Consider the following 24,107-nt stretch of genomic DNA (forward strand, 5'->3'; position numbering starts at 1 on the left):
GAAGAGCGGCTGTACCGTCATTCCTCTCCGACTAACATGAGTCCCAGTTGCCGCCTGTCGTTGCGACCCACCTCGTTGGCACAGCTGCGGGGTTGCCTGTGAACAGGTGATTTGCCGCGAAGCTGTTCAGCCTTGTGAGCAGAATATCGGCCGGCAAGGCAGCCAATTCGCTTACCCGCTCCACAATTGTGATGTTCGACAGATACCGCTTACCGATGCACAGTTCCGCTCGCTCGTCGGGGCTGTTCAGCACCCTGTTGAGCCAGCCTTCGGGGACGAGCGCTTCAATGAAGGGCGGTAATCTGCCGGGCGTGATCTGGCCCACAAGCGGCGGACCATCCGGATCGGACGCCTTCCATCGCCATTCCAAGCCATCATGCGCCAGATTGCCGATCGGTGCCCCGTGCCAGGCCACGATCAGATCAAGTGCGGCCTGGTTGGTAACGGTGATGGCGCCCGCTGGTTTCCGTTTGAGGAAACGTTCAGCAGCACGCCTTTCGTCAAGCCAGTCATTGTCACGCGCAAGCTGGAAGGCTGCATCGGGTTAGCCAACCGACGGCCTGGCGGATCGGTCATGCGTTGCGCCTCATGGTGGCGCGCGAGCACATGCTCGACGGCACGGTGGAAGTCGACCATTTCTATCTTGGTGGCAGACCGAGAAAGCATCCCGATAATCCACTACCCGGAACGGGCCGCAAGGGACAGGTAAAGACGGAGAAGACGCCGGTCATGGCGATCGTGCAACGACCGACAGATATCATCTCCGGTTCAAGTGCCGGCGATGCCTGTGCGGCTGTCGTCACCGGCCTTTCGTTGCGTGCTGCCGTTCGAGCGGTTGCAACACAAATTGAACTTCGAGCGCATTTGATGAGTGACGAGGCAAAGGCATTCGTTGCCATAGGCGAAAGCTTTGCCGCACACGAGACGGTCAACCACTCCAGCCGCGAATATGTCCGGGATGCCGTCCACGTCAATTCAGCCGAGGGGTTTAATGCACGGGTCCGGCGAACCATTGCAGGCGTCTTTCACCACATCAGCCCAGAACTTGCCGACCTGTATTTCCATGAAATCGGCTTCAGATGGTCCCAGCGCGTTGTTACCGGCCAAGCGGTCCGGAAAAGCCGAAGCGGCAAGGAAAGCAAGAAGATCCTTTGGTCACGAGTACCTCCTGCACTGCAATTAATGCGAGTTTTCCGTGCTGCTACCGGCCGCCAAATGCGCCGTAGTCATAGCGGAGGCATCACCATCAAATCTGCCGTGGCTGTCTTTGGTTGATAAACACCGCGTACGATTTCGGACTGCTCTTGTTCTGACCCCTTTAGTCACGATAATTTTCAGGATTTGATCCAATTATCGTGACAATCGCCCGATTCCCAAACCGTGGCAAGGAAAATAAGGTTAACAAGGGGTTACCGACAATACCCCGACCGGCGCACCTCTGCCGAATCTGCGAAGTGTTACTGACAGTTAGGCAGAATTAACCCAAGAGGCAAATGCAGGGGAAACTGCAGATCTGCAGAGAATCCGGCCGGTTTTGCACACCCATGTTGGCTCGATTTCCACCACGGCTCCCCGACTCACGAGAATCGGCCTCTGCAGATCTGCAGATGGCCAATCGTGGTTTGTGGTGATCTTGATCCCGCCAGACGAAGTTTACCCGGAGATAAGGATGCAGGTTCTTGCGATCTCGCCCGACCGATTTGTCGAGCATCAAATTCTTCTGAAGCAGATGTATCGGCTGCGCGCCGACATATTTGGCGGGCGGCTCGAATGGGACGTCACCATCGTGGACGGTGACGAGCGGGATCAATACGACGACCTCGATCCGACCTACATCCTCGCCATCTCCGGCGGCAATGTGGTCGGATGTGCACGCCTCCTTCCCGCAGTCGGCCCGACCATGCTCGAACTGACATTTCCGCAGCTCCTGGCGGAAGGTTCGCTCAATGCGACCAGTGCGATGATCGAGAGTTCCCGCTTCTGCGTCGATACGACTTTGCCCGCGGGTAGGGGAGGGGGGCAGCTCCACCTTGCAACACTTACCATGTTCGCCGGAATCATCGAATGGTCGATGGCGAACGGCTACGACAAGATCGCTACCGCCACCGATCTGCGCTTTGAGCGCATCCTGAACCGGGCGGGATGGCCGATGGCGCGGTTGGGTGAACCCGTGGCGATTGGCAATACCGTCGCCATTGCCGGCACACTTCCAGCGGACCAGGAGAGCTTCGAACAGGTCCGCCCGGCGAACTATCGGTCTGTTCTCTCGCGCACTGATAATCACTCGGTCAGGAGCGCAGCGTGACTCAGCTTCGTTCCCATACTAGACTTGTCCGCAAACTCCAGGACGCCCTTGGCGACCAGCTCTGCGTCGCCCTCGACGACGCGACAGTCGTCGAGATTATGCTCAATCCTGACGGCCGACTGTTCATCGAACGTCTCGGTCACGGCGTAGCCGAAGCCGGGGTCATGACACCAGCGGCTGCGGAAGTCGTCATCGGCAGCGTCGCCCATGCGTTGCAGTCGGAGGCAGATGACGAGCGTCCGATCATCTCGGGCGAGCTACCCATCGGTGGCCATCGGTTCGAGGGTCTGCTCCCGCCGGTCGTATCCGGACCTGCCTTCACGATCCGGCGCCGCGCCTCGCGACTCGTCCCGCTCGACGACTACGTGACCTCGAAGGTGATGACACAAGAACAGGCATCGGCCATCCGCAGTGCCATTGACGCCCGCATGAACATCGTCATTTCCGGCGGCACTGGCTCGGGTAAGACCACGCTCGCTGACGCAATCATCGCAGAGATCGTTTCGGCTGCACCCGACGATCGCATGGTGATCCTCGAAGATACCGCCGAAATCCAGTGCGCGGCCGAAAACGCAGTATGCCTGCATACCAGCGATACGGTGGATATGGCTCGCCTCCTAAAGAGCACGATGCGTCTCAGGCCTGATCGCATCATCGTCGGTGAGGTCCGCGACGGCGCGGCTCTCACATTGCTGAAGGCATGGAACACGGGTCATCCTGGCGGGGTCACCACGATCCATTCCAACACCGCGATGTCGGCGCTGCGTCGGCTCGAGCAACTGACCGCCGAGGCCAGCCAGCAGCCGATGCAGGAGGTGATCGGTGAGGCGGTCGATCTCGTCGTCTCCATCGAGCGGACGGGGAAGGGGAGGCGGGTCCGCGAGGTGATCCACATCGAGGGATACCGCAACAACCACTACCAGACCGAACACTATGCCCAGACCGATGAGGACAGCCATGTCGCGTAAGACCTATCTCATTCTCGCAGCCATTATGTTCGCCGCCGTCTCCTTTAACCTTTCGGAGCCCGCATTGGCGTCCTCAGGAGGTGGCGGCCTTCCGTGGGAATCACCACTGCAGCAGATCCAGCAGTCGATCACCGGACCCGTCGCGGGATTCATTGCGCTTGCGGCAGTCGCGATCGCCGGTGCCATGCTGATCTTCGGCGGGGAACTCAACGATTTTGCCCGTCGCCTTTGCTATGTCGCCCTGGTCGGCGGCGTTCTCCTCGGCGCTACTCAGATCGTCGCTCTGTTCGGCGCAACCGGCGCGTCGATCGGCGAGGCTCATTCGCAGGCTGGGCGCAGCATGACCGAGCCCACGATGACGCCGGCCACCGCAGGGGAGGAGGGGCGTGGCTGAAGCCGGTTCCAACCTCATCCGGTCGCGGGTACACCGGGCGCTGTCGCGCCCCAACCTGTTGATGGGCGCCGATCGCGAGCTTGTCTTGCTGACGGCGCTTGCCGCCGTCATCCTGATCTTCGTGGTCCTGACCTGGTACGCAGCGCTGTTCGGCGTCGCGGTCTGGCTGATCACGGTCGCGGCCCTTCGATCAATGGCCAAGGCCGATCCGCTGATGCGACGAGTCTATGTCCGGCATATCTCCTACAAGACGTGCTACCGCGCGACATCGTCGCCGTGGCGCAGGTATTGAGGGGGTATGGCATGGTTGCCCTCAAATCTTTCCGCCATTCCGGACCGTCCTTTGCTGATCTCGTTCCCTATGCCGGGCTGGTCGACAACGGCGTCATTCTCCTGAAGGACGGCTCGCTCATGGCCGGCTGGTATTTTGCCGGCCCCGACAGCGAAAGTTCGACCGACGCCGAGCGTAACGAGGTGTCGCGGCAAATCAATGCCATCCTGTCGCGGCTTGGTTCCGGCTGGATGATCCAGGTCGAGGCCGTGCGCGTGCCGACCGGTGATTACCCTGATGAGGCTGAATCGCACTTCCCCGATCCAGTCACCCGCGCCATCGATGACGAGCGACGCATGCACTTCCAGAAGGAAAGGGGGCATTTCGAGAGCCGCCATGCTTTGATCCTGACCTGGCGGCCGCCGGAGCCGCGGCGCTCCGGCCTGACGCGGTATGTCTATTCGGATGCGGCGAGCCGTTCCGCGACCTATGCCGACACGATGTTGCAAAGCTTCCTGACCTCGATCCGTGAGGTCGAGCAATACCTTGCCAATGTCGTCTCGATCCGTCGGATGATGACGCGGGAAACCTCAGATCGCGGTGGGTTCCGTGTCGCCCGATACGATGAGCTCTTCCAGTTCATCCGTTTTTGTATCACTGGTGAGAACCATCCGGTGCGCCTGCCTGATATCCCCATGTATCTCGACTGGCTGGTGACGGCCGAACTGCAGCACGGACTGACGCCACTGGTCGAGAACCGGTTTCTCGGCGTGGTGGCGATCGATGGCCTGCCGGCAGAGAGCTGGCCGGGAATACTCAACAGTCTTGACCTGATGCCGCTCACGTATCGCTGGTCGTCCCGCTTCATCTTCCTTGACGCCGAGGAGGCGAGGGCCAAGCTCGAGCGCACGCGCAAGAAGTGGCAGCAGAAAGTTAGACCCTTCTTCGACCAATTGTTTCAGACGCAGTCGCGGTCGCTCGACCAGGACGCCATGCTGATGGTTGCAGAGACCGAGGATGCGATCGCCGAGGCTTCATCGCAACTCGCGGCCTACGGCTATTACACCCCGGTCATTGTTCTCTTCGATGAAGACCAGCCAAGCCTACAGGAGAAGTGTGAGGCTGTTCGCCGCCTGATCCAGGCAGAAGGTTTTGGCGCACGGATCGAGACGATCAACGCGACCGATGCGTTTCTCGGCAGCCTACCGGGCGTGTCCTATGCCAACATCCGTGAACCATTGATCAACACGCGCAATCTCGCCGACCTCATCCCGCTCAATTCGGTCTGGTCGGGAAGCCCGACCGCACCTTGCCCATTCCACCCAGCTGGATCGCCTCCGTTGATGCAGGTCGCCAGTGGGTCATCACCCTTCCGGCTGAACCTGCATGTCGACGATGTCGGCCACACGCTGATCTTCGGCCCGACCGGCTCCGGCAAATCAACGCTGCTCTCATTGATCGCAGCGCAGTTCCGACGCTACGCCGGTGCGCAGATCTTCGCTTTCGACAAAGGGGGCTCGATGCTGCCGCTGACACTCGGGTTGGACGGCGACCACTACCAGATCGGCGGCGACAGTCCGTCGCCCAATGGCAAGGCGAGGGCGCTCTCTTTCTGCCCGCTGGCGGAACTCTCGACCGACGGCGACCGTGCTTTCGCCTCCGAGTGGATCGAGATGCTGGTGGCGCTGCAGGGTGTGACGATCACACCGGACTACCGCAACGCTATCTCCCGACAGATCGGGCTGATGGAGGAGTCGCGCGGTCGCTCACTCTCCGACTTTGTCTCCGGCGTACAGATGCGCGAGATCAAGGACGCCCTGCATCACTACACCGTCGATGGTCCGATGGGGCAGCTTCTTGATGCCGAGGAGGACGGTCTGGCGCTCGGCGCCTTCCAGTGCTTCGAGATCGAGGAATTGATGAACATGGGCGAGCGCAATCTCGTGCCTGTGCTGACCTATCTCTTCCGACGCATCGAAAAACGCCTGACCGGTGCACCCAGCCTGATCATCCTCGATGAGGCCTGGCTCATGCTCGGCCATCCGGTGTTCCGGGACAAGATCCGAGAATGGCTGAAGGTCCTGCGCAAGGCCAATTGCGCCGTGGTGCTCGCCACCCAGTCGATCTCGGACGCGGAACGCTCCGGCATCATCGATGTGCTGAAGGAATCCTGCCCAACCAAAATTTGTCTCCCGAACGGGGCCGCCCGCGAACCGGGCACGCGCGAGTTCTACGAGCGCATCGGCTTCAACGAGCGGCAGATTGAGATCGTCGCGACCGCGATCCCGAAGCGCGACTATTACGTCGTCTCGCCCGAGGGGCGCCGTCTGTTCGACATGGCGCTCGGCCCCGTCGCGCTCTCCATTGTGGGAGCGTCCGGAAAGGAAGACCTCAAGCGCATCCGCGCCCTGCATCTTGAACATGGGGCCTCCTGGCCTCTCCATTGGCTCCAGCAACGGGGGATCGCCCATGCCAATACGCTCTTCCCAAATGAATAGGATATGGCACGCCGCGCTCGGCGTGGCCCTCACGCTCTCGGCCCCTTTCCCGCTTCCAGCTGAGGCCGGCGGCGTGACGGGACAGGCAACCGAATGGACACAGCTCGCCAACAATACCGAACTGATCTCGCTCGTCGGCAAGTCCGCTGAGCAGGTGAACAACCAGATCACCCAGATCTCGCAGTTGGCCGAGCAGATCCAGAACCAGCTCAACATCTACAAGAACATGCTGCAGAACACCGCGCAGCTTCCAAACCACATCTGGGGCCAGGTCGAAAGCGATCTGAAAAACCTCCAGAACGTCGTCAACCAGGGACAGGGCGTCGCCTTCTCCATGGGCAATGTCGACGATGTCCTCAAGCAGCGCTTCCAGAGCTTTGCCGACATGAAGAGCAACCTGCCGGACGGCGCGAGCTTCTCGACGACCTATCAGAGCTGGTCCGACACCAATCGCGACACCATCGCCGGCACGCTCAAGGCCGCAAATCTGACGGCCGAGCAATTTTCCAGTGAGGAGAGCACGATGTCGCAGCTCAGATCGATGTCGGAATCGGCCGATGGCCAGATGAAGGCCCTTCAGGTCGGGCACGAAATTGCCGCACAGCAGGTCGCCCAGATGCAGAAGCTGCGGGGTCTCGTCTCCCAGCAGATGACGATGATGGGCACGTGGTTCCAGTCAGAACAGGCACAGAAAGATCTGGCACAAGCGCGGCGCGAACAATTCTTCAGCGGAACGGAGCGCGATATCAGAGGCGGCCAGACCATGGAGCCCCGCTGGTGAGCACGCGTCTGATCGTCATTATCGCCCTTGTAGCGATCGTTTGCGCGGGGGGTGCGAGTGTCATCACCTGGATCGTGTTTCGGCCGGAGCCCGTTTCCGGATCTGACGCGATCGCGACAGGCTCTCCCTCCGATGAAGACCGGCGCCGACATCGTGAAGAGCTCTTCGGTGGAGACGCGAGCCGAGACATTCGCGAAGGGCAGGAGATGAAACCGCGATGGTAGCCGTTCCCTCTTCCCGCACGCTCGAACGGATGTTCGTACCAATCGCGCTCGTCCTGCTGGTGACCACGCCGGCTCTGGCACAACAGGGTCAGGTTCTCACCACACTCGAAAATTCCGTCGTGACCGCCGCCAAGGGCTGGGAGACGACGGTGATGAATGCCGCCCGCTCGTTGTTCTGGATACTCGCCGGCATCGAGGTCGGCATCGCTACCGTATGGCTGGCGATCAACGCCGCTTCGCTCGACAGTTGGTTCGCTGAACTCGTCAAACGCATCATGTTCATCGGCCTGTTCGCCTTCATCCTCGACAGGGGGCCGGAGTTCGCCAAGGCCGTGGTCGACAGTCTCTACCAGATCGGTGCCGGTGGCGGCTCGGCATCTCCCGCCAACATCTTTGATGCCGGCATCCGGGTCGCGACCAAGATGTCGGAACAGGCGAAGTTCGGGCTCTTCGAGGATAACTCCCTGGCGATCGCTGCCGTTTTCGCCATGGTCGTGGTCGTCGTGTCGTTCTCGCTGGTAGCAGCGATCTTCGTGGCGGTCATGGTCGAGATGTATGTCGGCCTGCTCGCTGGCATGATCATGCTCGGGCTGGGCGGTTCTTCTTATACCAAGGACTTTGCAATCAAATATCTGGTCTATGCCTTCTCCGTCGGCATGAAGCTGATGGCGCTGGTGATGATCGCCAAGATCGGCTCGGACATCCTGCTCGGTCTGGCGGAGGCGCCAACCGCGACCTCCGAGCAGTTCATCACGACGCTGGCGATCGCCGGCATCTCGGTCGTTGTCTTCGTCATCGCAATGTATGTGCCGCCCATCCTGCAGGGCGTGGTCCAGGGCGCATCGGTCGGCGGCGGCATGGAAGCCATTCGTCATGGCGGGCAGGCGGCGTCAGCGGCACTCGGCGCCGGGTTCCTGACGATCGGTGCGGCCAACAGAGGCTTCGGGGCCGCGAGTGCCGCAAGGGCAGGGGGCGCGTCTCTGGCCAGTGCGGCGCTGCGCGGCATGCAGGCCGGGATTGGCGGAGCGGCCGGCGCAGTCGGCTCGGCAGCAAAGGAAAAGGCGATTGGCTCGCCCGGCGCCTATGCCGGGTCGATGCTCGGCCTTGCCAACGCCAAGCTCGATCAGCCATCTGGCCGGCCGGGCACACCGCCTCCGCCACCGCCGATCAACGACGTCAAGTGACAGAAGGCTGACAGAATGGCCGGACAGAATGTTCCAGATAATCCCTACATCGCCGCGCGCAACGAATGGAACGAGCGTTATGGCACGTATGTCAAAGCGGCAGCCGCGTGGCGCGTCGTCGGCATTGCCGGAATGACCATGGCGGTCGTCGGTTTTGGTTACGCGCTCTACCAGAGCACTCAAGTCAAGCTGATCCCTTATATCGTCGAAGTCGACAAGCTCGGCACCGCGGTTAATGCGGGCCTTCCACAGCAGATCGAATATGCCGATCCACGGGTGGTGCGCGCGACACTCGGCAGCTTCGTGTCGAACTTCCGATCCGTCACGCCGGATGCGGTCGTGCAGAAGCAGTATATCGACCGGACCTATGGGCTGCTCCGCACCTCCGATCCCGCGACCGAGAAGGTCAATGCCTGGTTTCGTTCGAACTCGCCCTTCGAGAAGGCGAAGACCGCAACGGTGGCGATCGAGGTCAACAACATCGTCGCTCTATCGAACCAGAGCTACCAGATCGACTGGACAGAGTTCGAGCGGGATCGCCGCGGCAAGGAGACCGCCACGCGCCGCTTCCGCGGCATTGCCACCGTGACACTGACGCCGCCTCAGGACGAGGGCGTCATCCGCTTCAATCCCATCGGTCTCTATCTCCGGGACTTCGACTGGACCGCGCAGCTTTGAAAGGCATGGCTCCCAACATGAACATAAGACATTCCAGAATATGGGCCACCCTGGCTGCGAGCGCAGCCGTGCCGATGATTTTCCCGATGATAGCACTCCCTACCTCCCACGCACGTGCCGCCGATGGCGTCACGGCGAACGAGGCGAAGGGGATGGGCATCTCGACACAGTGGCGCGGAAGCCGCGGCCTTGTCACGAAAGGCGCGGATGGAAAGGTGGTCTTCCTCTATGGCGAAGTGCAGCCGTCCGTCGTCTGCTCGCCGTTGCAGGTCTGCGACATCGAGCTTCAGGGTGGCGAGGTCGTTCGCGATGTGCTTGTCGGCGACACGGTACGCTGGAAGGTGGAGCCGGCTACCTCGGGTGCGGCCGGTGGGCAGGCGATCCACCTGATCGTCAAGCCGTCGGAACCAGGTTTGATCACGTCGATGGTCGTGACGACGTCGCGGCGGACCTATCACATCCAGCTGAAATCGAATCCCACGCAGTACATGGCGCGCGTCGGTTTCGAATATCCGGAGGACGTCTCGGCAAAGCTTGCCGACGTCAACGCGCGGCTGGAAGCCAGCACGATACCCGGCGCTGGGGTTCCCGCCGAGCAATTGAGCTTTGCCTATTCCGTCTCGGGCAGTGCCGGCTGGCGGCCGACGCGGGTCTACTCGGATGGGCAGAAAACCTACATCCAGTTTCCGCGATCGATTTCCGGTCAGGATGCACCTGTTCTCTTCGTTGTCTCCGGCGGCCAGAACCGCATCGTCAACTATCGCATGAAGAGCAACATGATGGTGGTCGATTACAATATTGATCGTGCTGTCCTTGTCTCGGGCGTCGGCTGGAAACAGCAGAAGGTGACGATCACGAGGGGAGGGCGGTGATGCTGAACCTCTTTCGCTACAGCCCGAACCGCCTCCGCCGCTTCCGCTGCCCTGCCGCGGCGTGCGTCGTAGCCATCCTCCTTTCCGGATGTCAGTCAATGGATGGTGGCGCTCTCGTCAACAGCGCAGCACCGCCTGAGGTTTCCGGACCAGCCGCGGGCGCGATCGCCGGCGATATGGTCAGCCGGCTTGCCGAACAGATCGGACAGGGAAAGGCGACCGTTGCGCTCAAACAAGATGGTTCTGCGTTCGGACAGGCGCTTGAAGCGGCATTGAAGGGATGGGGTTATGCGGTTGTAACCGATCAGAAGACGGATAGCGGCGCGCCCATCATTTCGCTCGCCTATATGATCATGCCCTATGACGGCCAGGTGCTCGCACGGCTCTCGACCAGCACGGTCGAACTGGGTCGGGCGTACACAGTGACGACATCGGGCGCCACGCCCGCCAGCGCGCTGTCGCTCATGCGGCGCGGATGAGGGAGATCATCATGGTGCAGTCTCTCAAGCTCGGCGGCGCCGCGAATGGTCAGGCTACATCGGGCATCAAGCGGGTGAACCGCGTGCCGGTCATGGTCGTGATCGTGCTGTTCGTTGCCTTTCTTGGCATCATCTTCTTTGGGCTTGCCTCGCGCGGGCTTTACTTCGGCAAGAATAGCGGCCCCGACACCAGTTCGGGCAGTCCGGCTTCGACCTATGCCGACCAGATCAAGCGAGGTGTCACCGACGGCATCATTGGCGAGCCACAGCAGCAGACGACGTTCCAGCCGGCGCCGGTCGAGACGAAACAGGCCGAAGAGAAGGCGGCCAATCCCTTTACGCCGCAGCCAGGGCAACGCGAAGTGCAGCAGCGCGATCAGGAGCTCGAAGCGGAAGGCGTTTGGCGTGCCCGCCTTCAGCGCGAACAACAAGAACAGGTTCTGCGGGAGCAGCAGCGCCAGCGCATGGCTCGCTTGCAGGCGAACAATGCGGCCTATGACGCGCCGCTTGCCATCGACCGCGGCAAGTTGGAAGGGCGCGCTGAAACGAACGATGCGACCGCGGGCAAGGCAGAAAGGGCCGCAACGACATCGACAAAACCGAGCGGCGCGTCCGATCTCTACGCGGCCGCGTTGCGCGCAGGGCTCGGCGATCAAAACGTCGATCCCAATGGACAAAGCTCGAAGGAAGACTTCTTCAACGCCGACCTGAAAGAACTTGGCTACCTGCCGAACCGTGTCGTGTCTCAACAATCGCCCTTAGAGCTGAAGCGAGGTTCGGTCATTCCGGCGACACTGATCACCGGGATCAACTCCGATCTTCCCGGCCGGATCACGGCACAGGTGAGCCAGAATGTCTACGACAGCGCCACAGGATATCGGTTGTTAATTCCGCAAGGTACGAAGCTCTTCGGTCGGTATGACAGCAAGGTGTCCTTCGGACAGAAACGTGTTCTCGTTGTCTGGACAGACATCATCTTCCCGAATGGCTCGACTTTGCAGATCGGCGGGATGTCGGGTACCGATGCGGAAGGCTATGGCGGTTTCAACGACAAAGTGAACAACCATTATCTGAAAACCTTTGGCTCGGCCGCGCTGATCGCGCTGGTCGGGACGGGTATAGACATGGCCGTGCCGCAGAGCTCGACGCTCGCGACCCAGGACACTGCCTCCGACGCTACGCGGCGGAATTTCGCCGAGACGTTCGGCCGGGTAGCAGACCGGACCATACAACGGAACATGGATGTTCAACCGACCCTCGAAATTCGCCCGGGCTACAAGTTCAATGTCCTTGTGGATCAGGACATTATTTTTCCGGTCGCATACAGAGGCTGACCGCGGGTAGCAGCCGAAACAATTCTCGTAGGAGACGCAGGTTCGAGTTGGTTCAAGCGCAAATGAGAATTTGCATCTGGAAGAATTGATATATTCAGAGAGGTTGGGAGGCTTTCGTCAAGCCTACCTTCGCCGCGAGCTGGGCTTCCACGAAATCCGCGAGCATGCGGGCCTTCATGCTTGTGCGTCTTCCCGTCGGGAAAACAGCCCAAAGATCGAGGGTTGGAAGCTGCCAGTCGGTGAGAGCGGGTCGTACTGCACCACTCTTCAACTCCGGCGCAAACATCCATTCCGAACTGACGGTTAGGCCCAACCCAGCAAGGACAGCCTCTCTAACACCTTCCCCGGCCGTGACCCGAACGCGGCTGCCAACCGTGACGGCTATCTCTGTACTTCCCTGTCGAAACTTCCAGAGGACGCCAAGATTGGGTTGCGTCAGGGATGTGGCCTGATGGCGCGTGAGATCTTTCGGTTCCTGAGGTTCGCCCCACCGTTCAAAGTAGGCCGGAGTCCCCATGGCAAGGCGCTGACACTCGCCGATCTTTCGGGCAGTCAGCGTGGAATCTCTCATGGACCCCATTCGTATCGCGACGTCGATTCCTTCCTCGACCAAATCGACACTGCGATCATCCATGATGATCTCGATTTCCAGTGCAGGATGGTGTTCGAGAAATTCAGGAAGGATCGGAATCACATGCAATCGACCAAAGGTGACGGCGACGCACACGCGGAGGCGGCCGGTCAGGGCTGCGCCGGCGCCGCGGGCCGCAAGGTCTGCTTCATCGGCTTCCTCGATCGCACGGCGTGCCCGGTCGTAGAAATTCTGGCCCGCCTCGGTCGGTGTCAGCCCTTTGTTGGAGCGAAGAACCAGCTTGACCCCAAGTCGATCTTCCAGCTGGGCAATGGTTTTGGAAATTGCGGGCTGCCCGATGTGGAGCTGGCGCGCCGCAGCCGAGAAAGAGCCCGTATCGATCACCCGGACAAACGCTTCCATTGCCGTCAATCGATCCGTGGCCATTCTCCTAGGGAAGGATCACTATCACCGCGGACGGCCTACCGCAACGTGGAGGGAATGGCTCTTCTCTGGATCGTTATGCCGGATGGCAACCCCCAAATGTATCGAGAAGAAGATCATGATCGAAGTTTACGCATTCGCCACACCCAATAGCGTTCGAGTGCCAATCGCACTCGAAGAGCTTGGTTTGGAATATATCCTAAATCCCGTCAACGTCCGAAAGGGTGAACAACGAAGCGACAATTTCCTGGCGATTAATCCGAACGCGAAAGTGCCTGTGCTCATCGATTCGGACGGCCCTAACGGCGAACGTATCGTTCTGACTGAGTCGGCGGCGATCTTGATCTACCTCGCGGAGAAAACGGACCGCCTGCTGCCCAGGGCCGGCGTCAACCGCTTCCGAGTGTTTGAACAGCTATTCTTTCACACGACCTGTGTCGGTCCGGCCTTTGGTCAGGCGGGCTTCTTTCAGCGGCAAGCGCCTGAACAAGTCCCCTTCGCGATCGAGCGTTTCCGCAATGAAGCAATGCGCGTACTGAAAGTGTTGGACGGCATTCTGGCCAGATCGGCTTTCGTCGCTGGCGATGACTACACGATCGCCGATATTACGCATTTCGGCTGGCTGTGGCGGCGCGAGTTCGCCATGATCGAACTGGCCGATTTCTCGAACATCCAACAATGTATGAGGAAATATCGGTCCGCCCGGCCGTTGTTGCAGCAATCGAGAAGGTGAATACCCTCATTTCAAAGGAATGACGACGAGCAGAACAGGAGGGAAACGTGCCGGACTACCAGCGCATTTTTTTTCGTCTGTAAGCCAAATAGGCGCGCTTTGCCCGCCGCTAGCGCGGCGGGCAGGAGTTTGTTTGGGTCCGGATCAGGCGTTCCAACCGCCATCGACGGTGAGGTTTTCGCCGTTGGTGAAGGCGGCATCCGGATGGGCCAGATAGGCGACGGCGGCGGCAATTTCGGTTGCTTTGCCGAAACGACCAACGCTGGTGAGTTTAACCATGGTATCGTAAGCCGGATCGCCCGGGTTCGGGCTAAGCTCGGTGTCGATTGGGCCAGGCTGGACACCATTAACGGTGATACCCAGCGGGCCGAGTTCGCGTGACAAGCCCCGGGTAAAGCCGTGCAACGCAAACTTTGTCGCGATATAAAGCGTGACGCCAGGCAGCGGCGCGGCTTCACCGAAGGCCGATGCCACGTTAATGATGCGACCCCAACCGGTTTTTGCCATGCGCTTTCCAGCATCCTTGGCAAGTGCGATCGGAGCGCGGATGTTGACGTTAAAGTGGTTGTCGTACGACTGGTCAGAGGACTCCAAGAATGGGCCGTATTCGACAGTGCCTGCGTTGTTAACGAGGATGTCGAGACGACCAGAAAACTTTCCGCCAAAAGCCTGGTCGATGGACGCGATCAAACTCTGGGTGCCTTCGATCGTGCTGAGGTTTGCGCCAACGGCTTCAGCCTCGCCGCCAGCCTCACGGATTTCCTTCACGACGTCCTCGGCTCGGCCGGCATTGTTGGCATAGTGGACGATGACCGATGCGCCATCGGCAGCGAGACGCGCCGCAACGGCAGCTCCAATACCGCGCGAGGAACCGGTGACGAGGGCAAGCTTGTTTGCAAGAGGTTTAGACATGGGATGATGTTTCCTGAATGATATTTATCGTTTGGAGTCAGTGAAAGGTGGCGGGAATCAAGCAGCTTTTGCAGCGAGCTTGGCCACTCGGCGCCCGCCATGAAAGCGTCGATCGTCGTGGGGATGGTGAGCTTAGGTCACGCGAGAACTCCGTGAGTTAACTGGTCACGGAGTTAAAAATGATGCTGTGGATCGCGTGCCTGTAGGTCGGTCGTACGACTACAGATTATTCCGAAGAGGAATGGCGGCCGGGAAGACTGACGCCTGGGGATACGACTTCATCATATATCGTGTCAGTATATGACGTTTTCCGGCGACCCTGTCCTGCAGGATGGACCATGCGATCCGACGGCAATGGCAAGTGTGCCGACTGCGCGTTCTGCGAGATTGGCGTTATTCGTTGTCAGGTGGACTACACTCAAGCACCGCCTGATCCCTCTTCAGTCCTGCGATTCGCTCGGGTGTGCAGCGAAGATAATGGCGGCCATAAGACCTGGAAACTTTGTCTCAAGATCGTCCAGACGAAGTGAAATCAGTCTCTGCGTCCCTTCGACCCTCGTCGACGTAATCCCGGCTTCGCGCAATCGACCGTAATGATAAGTCAGATTGGTCTTTGAACCTAAATCCAAGAAAGCCGAACAATTCTCTTCGCCCAACGCAGCAAGTCGCAGCACGATATCGCGTCGTGTCGGGTCGCTCATTGCGTCCAGCACTGCCGAAAGGTCGATCTGCTCGATGGTGGGGTGATAGATTTCCTTGGCCATGCCTCATATTAAAGACCTTCGCCATCTAATTCAATAGTTGTTGGACTACTTGACAGCGAGCCGTCACCAGGCGCATATGTTCAATAGTCCTTGAACATTGGAATAATCTTGTCATGTACCGCAATTTGATATGGTTGGCGCTTGGAGCATTCGCGATCGGCACCGAAGGCTTTATGATCTCGGGTATTCTTCCAGGGATGGCGCTCGATCTGGGCGTGTCGATTGCCGCGGCCGGGCAATTGGTTACGATTTTCGCATTTGCCTATGCGGTCGGATCGCCACTGATTGCGGTTGCGACCGCCAACGTTCCGCGAAAAGCGCTTCTGATCGGCGCTATGACGGTGTTTACTTTGTCCAACTTGGCGGCCGCACTTGCTCCCGGTTATACTGCGCTTGCCATTGCTCGCGTCCTGCTTGCGGTTTCCGCGGGAACATTCATGCCAGCCTCGGCCGGTTACGCGTCTATGACGATCGCGCCGGATCGGCGGGGCCGCGCGCTATCCTTTATCTATAGCGGCATGACCATTGCGCTTGTGCTGGGAGTCCCCATGGGGACCTTGATCGCGGCTCGGTTCGACTGGCGTGCGACGTTCATCGGCGTGGCCGCTCTTGGGGCGGTCGCTTTGGTCGGCACCATCGCCAGGTTGCCGCGCTCGCCCAGCCCTCCGGCCATCAGCCTCAGCCGGAGACTGGCCGTCGCCCGGCGGCCCGAAGTTCTGTCGGTGCTGCTGTTGACGGTCCTCGTCCTGATCGGTGCGTTTACGGTCAACACCTATTTCGGCGCCTACCTTGAAACCGTGTTCAGGATATCGCCGCAGGGCGTGGCGTTCACGCTTTTTGTCATCGGAGTCGCAGCAGCGATCGGCAATAACATTGGCGGACATGTTGCCGACCGTTGGGACAAGCGTCAATTTCTAATCTTGGCGACAGGGATGATGGTCTTATCGTTTGCGACGCTATCCTTGCTTGCCGCCTTCGCTCCTGCAGTTTGGGCATTCTCGGGCGTCGTGGGCGCTATCACGATCTGGGCGCTTTTCGGTTGGTCGCTGCCGGCGGTGCAACAGGTCAGACTTCTAGTGATCGATCCCCACCTGGCGCCGGTGACGTTGTCGCTGCACTCCTCGGCCGTTTATTTAGGAGCGGCAATCGGCGCGGTAATGGGGGCGGCGACGGTCCAATGGACCTCGTTGGCGATGATTGGCATGGTGGGTGCAATCTTTGAACTGTTTGCTCTCGGGTTTCTTCTGCTCGGGGGACGCTCGGAGCACGTGACCGTGTCAACATAACAGGCGATTTCGCATGCGCCCGGCGATGGCCGAAACGCTGAAGATCGCCAGTTGCCAGAAGATTGCTTATGATTCCAGAAGTCGAAAACGGGTTTGACGATGAATTCGTAAACCAAGGTCACTCTCGATCTACCAGAAACCCTTCGGCCATTAGCCGGAACGCCTCGATAGCCTTGGGCAAGACGATCTGCGGCTCGTCGCTGGCGGCAACCCATAGGGCGGCATTGAAAGCCGCGCCGCTTAAAAGACGTGACGCGGCCTCGATATCGACTGGCTTCATCACACCTCCGGCGATCAAATCGGCGACCGCCTGCTTTGTGATGTTCAAGCAGGCATTCTGGCTGGGCCACCTTGAGGGGTCGCCCAGAAAGGCAGGCCCGTCCAACAATACGATTCGTCGGACTTCCGGGTCCAACGCCATCTCGATATATGCATCGCCTTCAGCCAGCAGCCTTTCCCACGGGGTTGCTGCTGCTGCCGCCATCTCTTGCGCGCGCACGGCCATCTCGCCATCGACTTGGGCAACGACAGCAGCCAGCAGTCCTTTCTTGTCGCCAAAGCCATGGTAGAGGGCGCCACGGGTAAGGCCAACTTGTGCAGTGAGTTCGTCCATCGATGCTTCAGCAAAACCCAAGGCTGCAAACGCTTTTCGCGCCGCGCCGATCAACTTGGCGCGGTTTTCCTTCGTTGTCTCGGTGCGACGTTTAACCGCCAGAATAACCTCCCATTTCGCATACGTTTCGTATATCAACTTGACGCTCAGTTCAATCTGTGCTTTCACATACGTAGCGTATGTTGCTATGCCGGCTGAGCTGGAATGTCCAGCAAAGCTTGTGGGATGCGCTCGCCTCTACATGAAAGGACGATGCTATGGCCCAGAGCGAAACAGTGTTTCCCACCAACCCGGATGCCCTATACGAAAAGTACAGATATTCTCCCGCAGTCCGATCGGGCGACCTATTGTTCGTGTCGGGTCAGGTCGGCAGCCGCCCCGATGGTTCGCCCGAACCCGATTTCGAAGCTCAGGTTCGCCGAGCCTTCGCCAATCTGGAAGCCACCCTCGCGGCAGCAGGATGCACATTAGCCGACATAGTTGACCTGACGACGTTTCATACGGATCCGGAAAAGCAAATGAGCGTGGTCATACCGGTGAGAGACGAAAAGTTCCCGCAAGCCCCGTATCCGAACTGGACCTCTATTGGAGTCAGCCGACTTGCGGGCTTCGACTTCGAAATCAAGGTGATCGCACGCATTCCGTGTCAGGCATCAGCGTCAGTGAGCCGCCGCAACCCTTCGACGATGTGGAACATGGCCTCGCACGGGTTCTCGCATATCAGCATCGCGGAACCAGGCCGCCTCGCTTTCCTATCCGGCCAGGTCGCAGCGACACTTGCCAGTGACCAAGTACCCGACGACCTCGCTGGCCAAGCGAGGCTTGCGACTGCCAACCTCGCCGCCGCCCTCAAGGACCTGGACGCGACCGCGCAAGACATTGTCATGTTGCGCGTTTATGTTGTGAATGCGACCAGCGAAGCGTTCGGGCAGGCCGTCACTCCACTACGTGAACTGGTCGGCGACGAGATGCCCAGCATCACGACGATTGGCGTCCAGGCACTCTACAGGCCGGAAATCAAGGTCGAGATTGAAATGGTCGTGCGCGTCCCTTGAACAGAGAAACACCGGTCGCGGCCATCGAGCTTCTGCGCGTGTCGGCAGCTTGCAGCTGCGATCGTCGGCGACCGTTGCCGGTTTCCCGCTCCGGGTGTGGGGTTGGTCGAACAAGTCGAGCCGCAGCCTCGCCGAAAGTGGCTTGCTCCAGCCTTCACAATTCGGCATCAATGGCCTGGCGCCGCATTCCCTCCCCGTGGCAAGAGCACCAAGTCGGCCGCTTCCTCTGCGTCTTTGAGCAGCTCCCTGCGCGACGTGCCCATCTGCGCACGCATCGTCAGGCCGCGGCCAAGGTCAAGAACCTGGGACGCACGCGCGGCTACCGGAAAGTCAGACCGGACTTCTCCCGCATTGATCGCGTCGCAGAAACGGCGCTCCACCAGCGCCGCGGCGGCGGCTACGGCGTCCTGCACGAACTGCCGGACCTCGGTATCGTTCACGAGCGGCGCAACACAAATGAGAAGACACCCCGGGGCAGATCCTTCCTCCGTTGCAGTTTCAACGGCGTTCCTCAGGAAGCCGGCGATCGAGTCGCGAAGAACCGGCGGCGAGAAGAGCGCCTTTGCGGCGCCAGCGCCCTTTGTCTCTGCGTACGCCCGCAGGGCGCGCAAGAATAACGTCCGCTTGTCCCCGAAGATCGAATATAGACTTGGCCGTCCCACCCCCATGCCTTCGACAAGATCGTCGATCGTTACTCCGTCGTAGCCTTTCGACCGGAACACCTTAGTCGCCTTTTCCAGCGCCCCCCTCTCATCGAAGCTACGTGGACGTCCGCGGGGCTTCACCGCATTCTGAAACATTTAGTTCAAAACTCCTTGACCACAGTCTTCATACCAACATAATATAACTAAAACGTTCAAAAATGACAAGGGAGTGCCTATCCCGCGGGGCTCCTTCGACTTTTCCCTTTACCACGGAGCCATCCATGCAACATTCGATCGCTCTCGTCACCGGCGCCACCTCCGGGCTCGGTTATGCGGCGGCCCGTGCTCTCGCCGAAGAGGGCTGGGGCGAGATCATCCTCACCGGACGCAGTCTGGCTCGGGCCCAGGAAACGGCCACTCGGCTCGCGGCTGAGACCAAATCACAGATCTTCACGCCGCTGGAGCTGGATCTGGACACACCGTCCAGCGTTCAGTCCGCGCTCGCCCAGATCGTCAAGCGAGGTCGGCTGGTCAATTTCCTACTGCTCAATGCAGGTTGGATCGGCGGTAGGAAGCGCATGCTCACTGCGACGGGCGTCGAGACGACCCAGGCCCCTCTCATCGGCCACCATCAACTGACGGCCGGGTTGCTCCATGCCAAACTGCTGAGCTCCGACGCGCGGATCATTATTGCCGGCTCGGAAGCCGCCCGTGGGGACATCCCCATGTTCGGCTACACCGACGTGGCGGCTCTTGCGGCCAAACACCATCAGGGTGACCGAACCGCCGCGGTGAAGGCCTTGCTGTGCAGCGGACCGAACGTGAAGTACGAGCCCAACCGAGCGCACTCCGACGCGAAGCTCATCGTCGCCTGGTGGGCCGCGGTGCTGGCGCGCCGGCTCCCCCCGGGCATGGCCGTATACGCTGTCTCGCCTGGTAGCACGCCCGACACCATGGGGCTGCGAAACGCCGGCCTCGCTTTGAAGTGGCTGATGGTTCCGCTGATGAAGCTCATACCCGGCATGTCTCAGACGCCGGAGATTGCGGTTCGTCGCTATCTCCAGGCATTGGCGTTCGGAGCCGACGTCTCGGGGCAATTCTTTGCCTCCGCGCCCAAGAAGGTCACTGGCCCAATGGAGGCGATGCGCCAGCCACACTTTCACGATCGCGAAAACCAGGACGCCGCTTGGCAGGCTATCGGTGAGGTCTCAGGTGTCGTTTGGTCTGACCCTGCATCCTTGGGTGTGGTTTTCTGAAGGAAACCGGTCCTGGCAAACAGGGTGCAGTGATGAGCATCCGCATGCTATTTTGAAATTATATAGTTCAAAAATAGCTTGACCGCATCCACCGCACAAAATATCGTACTAAATAGTTCGAAAATATCAAATCTCACCAGGAGAATCCGTATGAATCGGCTCAACGGAAAAACAGCACTTATCACAGGCGGAACCACCGGCTTGGGCTTGGCGACTGCCAAATTATTCATCGAAGAAGGTGCGCGTGTGATCGTGACCGGTCGCAATCCGGAAACAATCAAGACGGCCCAGGCCGAACTTGGCGATTACGCTATCGTTGTTCCCAGCGACGCGACCTCTCTCCCCGATATGGATGCCTTAGCGGAGAAGGTTAAGGAGACGTTCGGCAAGCTTGATGTGCTGTTCGTCAACGCGGGATACGGTCATTTCATGCCATTTGAGGCGGTGACTGAGGCAGTTTACGACGAGATGCTCAATCTGAACGCCAAAGGACCGTATTTCATCGTCCAGAAGCTGGCGCCGCTCATGCCGACAGGCAGTTCGGTGGTATTTACGACTTCGATCGCAAACGTAAAGGCAGTGCCAACCTTGAGCGCCTATGGCGCCGCCAAGGCAGCGCTTCGCGCAATGACCCGGAGTATTGCTGCAGAGTTGTTGCCCCGTGGAATACGTGTGAATGCGGTGACCCCCGGTCCAATTGGATCCACGGACATCCTCCAAAAGGTAGGAATGCCGAAGGAAGCGGCAGATCAGGTCTACCTTCAGATGGCGGAAAGCGCGCCGATGAAGCGTCTCGGCCGGCCGGAAGAAATTGCCAAGGCAGTGGCATTCCTGGCGATTGATGCGACCTTTACGACGGGAGCAGAACTTCCAGTCGACGGAGGATGGTCGCAACTTTGAGCGGCCTTAGCGTCCAGGATCAGTTCGCAATCAGTAAAACGACCCGGACCTCGTAAGGCCGGACCTAGCGAGGAGACCGCATATGGATCGATATTCAGGTAAAAACGTTGTAGTCATCGGCGGCACGAGCGGCATAGGGCTCGCGACTGCGAAGATGCTCGTCGATGGGGGCGCCCACGTTCTGGTGACGGGTCGCTCGCAAGCCGGCTTGGAATCGGCGCAGAAAGAGCTGGGGAAGGGTGGTGTCGCGGTTTCGAGCGATGCCCGGTCGCTGACGGACATCGACGCTCTCGCCTCTCGGGTGAAGGCCGAATTCGACACCTTCGATCTGCTTTTCGTCAACGCCGGGTTCGGCCTCTTCGCGCCCATCGAGAGCACAACGGAGGCCATGTACGACGAGGTGTTCGCGGTGAACGTGAAGGGGCCGTTCTTCGCTATGAAGAAGCTCGCGCCGCTAATGAACCAGGGCGGCGCTGTCGTCTTCACGACCGCGGTCTCCAACGTCAAGGGAATGCCGATGCTCGCCGCAGCGGGAGCGACCAAGGCTGCGCTGCGATCCCTTGCTCGGGGGTTCGCCGCTGAACTTCTTCCTCGGGGGATTCGCGTCAACGCGGTGTCGCCCGGACCCACCGATACGCCGAGCTGGGGCAAAGCGTTTCCCGATAAAGGCATGGCCGCCCAACTCACCGGGCAGATGAGCGAAGCCAATCCGATGAAGCGCTTGGGGACATCGGAAGAAGTCGCCAAGGCCGTTCTTTTCCTCGGGTTCGACGCGACTTTCACGACCGGCGCCGAATTACCGGTGGACGGGGGTCTGACGCAACTCTGACGCCCCGTGCCGCCATATGAGTAGACTCGCGTGTGGGCGAACCTTAGCGCAAATACGAACCCGTAGGCCGTTCAGTGGCGATTCAAGGACAGATCATGAAAGCGGTGCGGATATACGAGTATGGCGGTCCTGAAACTCTCAAGTATGAACTCGATGCACCTGATCCAACGATGGGCCCGGAGATGGTGCTGATCGAGCTCGTTGGCACAAGTGTCAATCCAATCGATTGGAAGGTTAGGTCAGGCGTCCGTCAGAAGGACTTTCCGCTGAATCTGCCGGCTATCCTTGGTAAGGACGTAAGCGGTGTGGTGCGAGCGGTCGGTAGCGAGGTCCATAATTTCAAGCCGCCGACCGGGTGATCGCCATGGCCGATGCCACCTACGCTCAGTATGTGGCGATGCCAGCTGCGCTGGTTACCCATCTTCCCGATGGCATTGATCCGATTGAAGCTGCAGCCATCCCGTGCGTCTCGCTTACCGGCGATTAACTCGTCCGCCTTTCAACGCACGCAGCAGCAGGTCAGACAATTCTGATCAGCGGTGCCCTCGGTAGCGTGGGCCGCGCGGCTGTGCACACAGCGAAGAAGCTTGGCGCGAAGTGATCGCGGGCGTTCGGTCACGTCAGCTTGCTGAAGTTGAAAGCTTGGGCGTCTTCCAAGCCGTCGCCTTGGGCGATGAGACTGCGATCGCTGGGTTTGATGCACTGGACGGAGCCGCCGACACAATCGGCGGCGAGATCGCTGCGAAGCTTATTGGAAAGGTTCGCGCCGGCGGCCGGTTTGCTTACGCGTCCATATTGTCCGATGATGCCTCAGCCAGAAATCCGACGGTTAAGACAAGCCGGGTCTTTGTACGCCCAGATCCAACCAAGATTCGCGAATTTGCAGATGACATTCGCGACGGGAAATTCATTTTGCCGACTAGCCAACGCTTACCTCTTCGCGAGGCGGCGGCTGCACAGGAACTAATGCAAAAGGGCAGAGCTGGAAAGATTGTCCTGCTTCCCTGATACCGATTGGACTGCCGGCCAGCGCGCCTTTTCGCCGGGTGGCCGCCATGATGAGCGGCACCACGCGGTCGGCAATCTGCGGAGCAAGTGGCGCGACGGGCACGTCTTTTCGCAAAGCAGCCCGCTGGGAAGCGAACGACCAGAACGAAATTGAAAAGCCTAGGAATTGTGAGACCCTAACGATGAAGCTGAGTGACGTGCCCTTCGCCGAGAAGAAATTTATGACCGTCAATGGGCAACGAGTGGCGTATATCGACGAGGGAGAAGGCGACGCTATCGTCTTTTCGCACGATAATCCGACTTCGTCCTATATCTGGCGCAACATCATGCCGGCCTCCAGAGGGCTAGGTCGGCTGATCGCGTGCGATCTGGTCGGTCAGGGAGACCCGGATAACCTTCCGAATTCAGGTCCCGGGGAATACGACTATTTCGAACAGCGCAGCTTCATGCACGCGCTTTGGGATCAGCTTGATCTCGGTGACAACGTGATTTTCGTTGTCCACGACTGGGGTTCGGCGCTCGCCTTCAACTATGCAAGCAAGCATGCCGATCGGGTGCAGGGCGTCGCCTACATGGAATCGATCGTGACGCCGTTCGAGTGGCGTGGCTTCAGCGAACTCTTGCGCCCCGCGTTCGAGGCGATGCGTTCGCCCGCCGGCGACGCGATGGTCATGCAGGAGAATTTCTTCGCTGAGCAGGTCCTCTTCGCAAGCGTTGCTCGCCCCCTCTCCGATGCCGTTAAAGCCGAACATCGCAGACCCTTCATGAACCCGGGGGAGGATCGTCGGCCGACCTTGAGCTGGCCGCGTCAGATCCCCATCGCGGGTGAACCCGCTGATGTGGTCGATGCGGTCAAGAGCTATTCGCAATGGTTGGCGACCAGCCCTGTGCCCAAGCTTTATTTCCATGCGACTCCGGGTGTCGTAGATAGCAGTCCGAACCAGGTCGCCTTCTGCCGGACCTTCTCCAATCAGGAAGAAATCCGGGTGGAAGGCGCCCATTATATTCCTGAGGAGTCTCCGGAGGTCGTCGCTCCGGGCGTAGCCGCATTTGTCCGCGGACTGCGCGGCATCGCCTAAACTTGGCCCGATCTGGAGGCTCAGC

The 24,107-nt window shown here is 59.7% G+C and carries 26 protein-coding genes and 4 pseudogenes; 24 read left to right on the top strand and 6 right to left on the bottom strand.

The genetic code is table 11. The annotated features are described in order from the left end of the window. Positions 1-85: 85 nt before the first annotated feature. Positions 86-541: pseudogene (locus tag GA0061101_RS32735) on the bottom strand (type II toxin-antitoxin system HipA family toxin); the annotation flags it as partial. Between the two features lie 2 nt (positions 542-543). On the opposite strand from GA0061101_RS32735, the pseudogene GA0061101_RS32740 reads away from it, so the two are divergent. The 13 genes and pseudogenes from GA0061101_RS32740 to trbI form a co-directional block, all read left to right on the top strand. Then, positions 544-1,275, top strand: a pseudogene (locus GA0061101_RS32740) (IS1595 family transposase); the annotation flags it as partial. Between the two features lie 394 nt (positions 1,276-1,669). Next, positions 1,670-2,305, top strand: a complete 636-nt coding sequence (gene traI / locus GA0061101_RS32745; protein WP_037198354.1) for an acyl-homoserine-lactone synthase — start codon at positions 1,670-1,672, stop codon at positions 2,303-2,305. Next, positions 2,302-3,273 carry a P-type conjugative transfer ATPase TrbB gene (trbB, locus tag GA0061101_RS32750; protein WP_037198355.1) on the top strand — a complete coding sequence of 324 codons (972 nt, stop codon included), beginning with the start codon at positions 2,302-2,304 and terminating at the stop codon, positions 3,271-3,273. Before traI ends, trbB begins: the two co-directional genes overlap by 4 nt. Further along, entirely contained in the window at positions 3,263-3,667 is a 405-nt protein-coding gene (trbC, locus tag GA0061101_RS32755; RefSeq protein ID WP_037198356.1) for a conjugal transfer pilin TrbC, read from the top strand. Before trbB ends, trbC begins: the two co-directional genes overlap by 11 nt. Beyond that, positions 3,660-3,959 (top strand): conjugal transfer protein TrbD, encoded by a 300-nt coding sequence (locus tag GA0061101_RS32760; protein WP_092576661.1) that lies wholly within the window; start codon positions 3,660-3,662, stop codon positions 3,957-3,959. The genes trbC and GA0061101_RS32760 overlap by 8 nt, the downstream gene beginning before the upstream one ends. Positions 3,960-3,970: 11 nt before the next feature. Continuing rightward, a complete protein-coding gene (locus GA0061101_RS32765; RefSeq protein ID WP_092576664.1) occupies positions 3,971-6,436 on the top strand; it encodes a conjugal transfer protein TrbE in 2,466 nt (821 codons plus the stop codon). Next, entirely contained in the window at positions 6,408-7,217 is an 810-nt protein-coding gene (gene trbJ / locus GA0061101_RS32770; RefSeq protein WP_037198359.1) for a P-type conjugative transfer protein TrbJ, read from the top strand. Before GA0061101_RS32765 ends, trbJ begins: the two co-directional genes overlap by 29 nt. Further along, a complete protein-coding gene (trbK, locus tag GA0061101_RS32775; RefSeq protein ID WP_037198361.1) occupies positions 7,214-7,441 on the top strand; it encodes an entry exclusion protein TrbK in 228 nt (75 codons plus the stop codon). The genes trbJ and trbK overlap by 4 nt, the downstream gene beginning before the upstream one ends. Then, positions 7,435-8,625 carry a P-type conjugative transfer protein TrbL gene (gene trbL / locus GA0061101_RS32780; RefSeq protein WP_092576667.1) on the top strand — a complete coding sequence of 397 codons (1,191 nt, stop codon included), beginning with the start codon at positions 7,435-7,437 and terminating at the stop codon, positions 8,623-8,625. The genes trbK and trbL overlap by 7 nt, the downstream gene beginning before the upstream one ends. A 15-nt stretch (positions 8,626-8,640) precedes the next feature. Next, the gene (locus GA0061101_RS32785; RefSeq protein WP_092576670.1) at positions 8,641-9,303 is read left to right on the top strand and encodes a conjugal transfer protein TrbF; all 663 of its coding nucleotides are present in this window, start codon (positions 8,641-8,643) and stop codon (positions 9,301-9,303) included. A gap of 17 nt (positions 9,304-9,320) precedes the next feature. Further along, complete coding sequence (gene trbG / locus GA0061101_RS32790) at positions 9,321-10,175, top strand: P-type conjugative transfer protein TrbG (protein WP_037198460.1); 855 nt, start codon at positions 9,321-9,323, stop codon at positions 10,173-10,175. Continuing rightward, complete coding sequence (gene trbH, locus GA0061101_RS32795) at positions 10,175-10,654, top strand: conjugal transfer protein TrbH (protein ID WP_037198365.1); 480 nt, start codon at positions 10,175-10,177, stop codon at positions 10,652-10,654. The genes trbG and trbH overlap by 1 nt, the downstream gene beginning before the upstream one ends. Before the next feature lie 11 nt (positions 10,655-10,665). After that, positions 10,666-11,988, top strand: coding sequence for an IncP-type conjugal transfer protein TrbI (gene trbI, locus GA0061101_RS32800; RefSeq protein WP_037198367.1), 1,323 nt, complete (start codon positions 10,666-10,668; stop codon positions 11,986-11,988). 94 nt (positions 11,989-12,082) lie between these two features. Here trbI and GA0061101_RS32805 read toward each other — a convergent pair whose 3' ends face one another. Further along, positions 12,083-12,982, bottom strand: a complete 900-nt coding sequence (locus GA0061101_RS32805; protein WP_197072816.1) for a LysR family transcriptional regulator — start codon at positions 12,980-12,982, stop codon at positions 12,083-12,085. Between the two features lie 139 nt (positions 12,983-13,121). Between GA0061101_RS32805 and GA0061101_RS32810 the strand changes: the two genes are divergently transcribed. Then, the gene (locus GA0061101_RS32810; protein ID WP_141694147.1) at positions 13,122-13,736 is read left to right on the top strand and encodes a glutathione S-transferase family protein; all 615 of its coding nucleotides are present in this window, start codon (positions 13,122-13,124) and stop codon (positions 13,734-13,736) included. 144 nt (positions 13,737-13,880) lie between these two features. Here GA0061101_RS32810 and GA0061101_RS32815 read toward each other — a convergent pair whose 3' ends face one another. Both GA0061101_RS32815 and GA0061101_RS32820 read right to left on the bottom strand, forming a co-directional pair. Beyond that, positions 13,881-14,648: an SDR family NAD(P)-dependent oxidoreductase gene (locus GA0061101_RS32815; protein WP_037198371.1), complete on the bottom strand. Its 768-nt coding sequence runs from the start codon at positions 14,646-14,648 to the stop codon at positions 13,881-13,883. 440 nt (positions 14,649-15,088) lie between these two features. After that, the gene (locus GA0061101_RS32820; protein ID WP_037198372.1) at positions 15,089-15,412 is read right to left on the bottom strand and encodes an ArsR/SmtB family transcription factor; all 324 of its coding nucleotides are present in this window, start codon (positions 15,410-15,412) and stop codon (positions 15,089-15,091) included. A gap of 113 nt (positions 15,413-15,525) precedes the next feature. Between GA0061101_RS32820 and GA0061101_RS32825 the strand changes: the two genes are divergently transcribed. After that, positions 15,526-16,698, top strand: a complete 1,173-nt coding sequence (locus tag GA0061101_RS32825) for an MFS transporter (RefSeq protein ID WP_037198374.1) — start codon at positions 15,526-15,528, stop codon at positions 16,696-16,698. A 118-nt stretch (positions 16,699-16,816) separates the two neighbouring features. Here the strand turns inward: GA0061101_RS32825 and GA0061101_RS32830 are convergent, their stop codons facing one another. After that, positions 16,817-17,413 carry a TetR/AcrR family transcriptional regulator gene (locus tag GA0061101_RS32830; protein ID WP_037198461.1) on the bottom strand — a complete coding sequence of 199 codons (597 nt, stop codon included), beginning with the start codon at positions 17,411-17,413 and terminating at the stop codon, positions 16,817-16,819. A gap of 155 nt (positions 17,414-17,568) precedes the next feature. Here GA0061101_RS32830 and GA0061101_RS40505 point away from each other — a divergent pair. Continuing rightward, positions 17,569-17,955, top strand: a pseudogene (locus GA0061101_RS40505) (RidA family protein); the annotation flags it as partial. Positions 17,956-18,021: 66 nt separating this feature from the next. Continuing rightward, positions 18,022-18,366 (top strand): annotated as a pseudogene (locus GA0061101_RS40510) (RidA family protein); the annotation flags it as partial. 167 nt (positions 18,367-18,533) lie between these two features. Here GA0061101_RS40510 and GA0061101_RS32840 read toward each other — a convergent pair. Continuing rightward, positions 18,534-19,166 carry a TetR/AcrR family transcriptional regulator gene (locus GA0061101_RS32840; RefSeq protein ID WP_037198375.1) on the bottom strand — a complete coding sequence of 211 codons (633 nt, stop codon included), beginning with the start codon at positions 19,164-19,166 and terminating at the stop codon, positions 18,534-18,536. 125 nt (positions 19,167-19,291) lie between these two features. Here GA0061101_RS32840 and GA0061101_RS32845 point away from each other — a divergent pair, with 125 nt between their 5' ends. From GA0061101_RS32845 to GA0061101_RS32865, 7 genes are all read left to right on the top strand, one after another. After that, a complete protein-coding gene (locus tag GA0061101_RS32845; protein WP_037198377.1) occupies positions 19,292-20,266 on the top strand; it encodes an SDR family NAD(P)-dependent oxidoreductase in 975 nt (324 codons plus the stop codon). Positions 20,267-20,416: 150 nt separating this feature from the next. Then, positions 20,417-21,166 (top strand): SDR family oxidoreductase, encoded by a 750-nt coding sequence (locus GA0061101_RS32850; RefSeq protein ID WP_037198378.1) that lies wholly within the window; start codon positions 20,417-20,419, stop codon positions 21,164-21,166. An 82-nt stretch (positions 21,167-21,248) separates the two neighbouring features. Further along, positions 21,249-21,995, top strand: a complete 747-nt coding sequence (locus GA0061101_RS32855) for an SDR family oxidoreductase (RefSeq protein WP_037198380.1) — start codon at positions 21,249-21,251, stop codon at positions 21,993-21,995. Between the two features lie 95 nt (positions 21,996-22,090). Next, positions 22,091-22,354, top strand: coding sequence for an alcohol dehydrogenase catalytic domain-containing protein (locus GA0061101_RS39920; RefSeq protein ID WP_197072808.1), 264 nt, complete (start codon positions 22,091-22,093; stop codon positions 22,352-22,354). A 5-nt stretch (positions 22,355-22,359) separates the two neighbouring features. Further along, complete coding sequence (locus GA0061101_RS40835; RefSeq protein ID WP_280951447.1) at positions 22,360-22,482, top strand: hypothetical protein; 123 nt, start codon at positions 22,360-22,362, stop codon at positions 22,480-22,482. 110 nt (positions 22,483-22,592) lie between these two features. Next, entirely contained in the window at positions 22,593-23,003 is a 411-nt protein-coding gene (locus GA0061101_RS39925; RefSeq protein ID WP_197072810.1) for a zinc-binding dehydrogenase, read from the top strand. A gap of 182 nt (positions 23,004-23,185) precedes the next feature. Next, positions 23,186-24,082, top strand: a complete 897-nt coding sequence (locus GA0061101_RS32865; RefSeq protein ID WP_037198381.1) for a haloalkane dehalogenase — start codon at positions 23,186-23,188, stop codon at positions 24,080-24,082. Positions 24,083-24,107 lie beyond the last annotated feature (25 nt).

Source organism: Martinezella lusitana, assembly GCF_900094565.1.
Taxonomy (GTDB): domain Bacteria; phylum Pseudomonadota; class Alphaproteobacteria; order Rhizobiales; family Rhizobiaceae; genus Rhizobium; species Rhizobium lusitanum.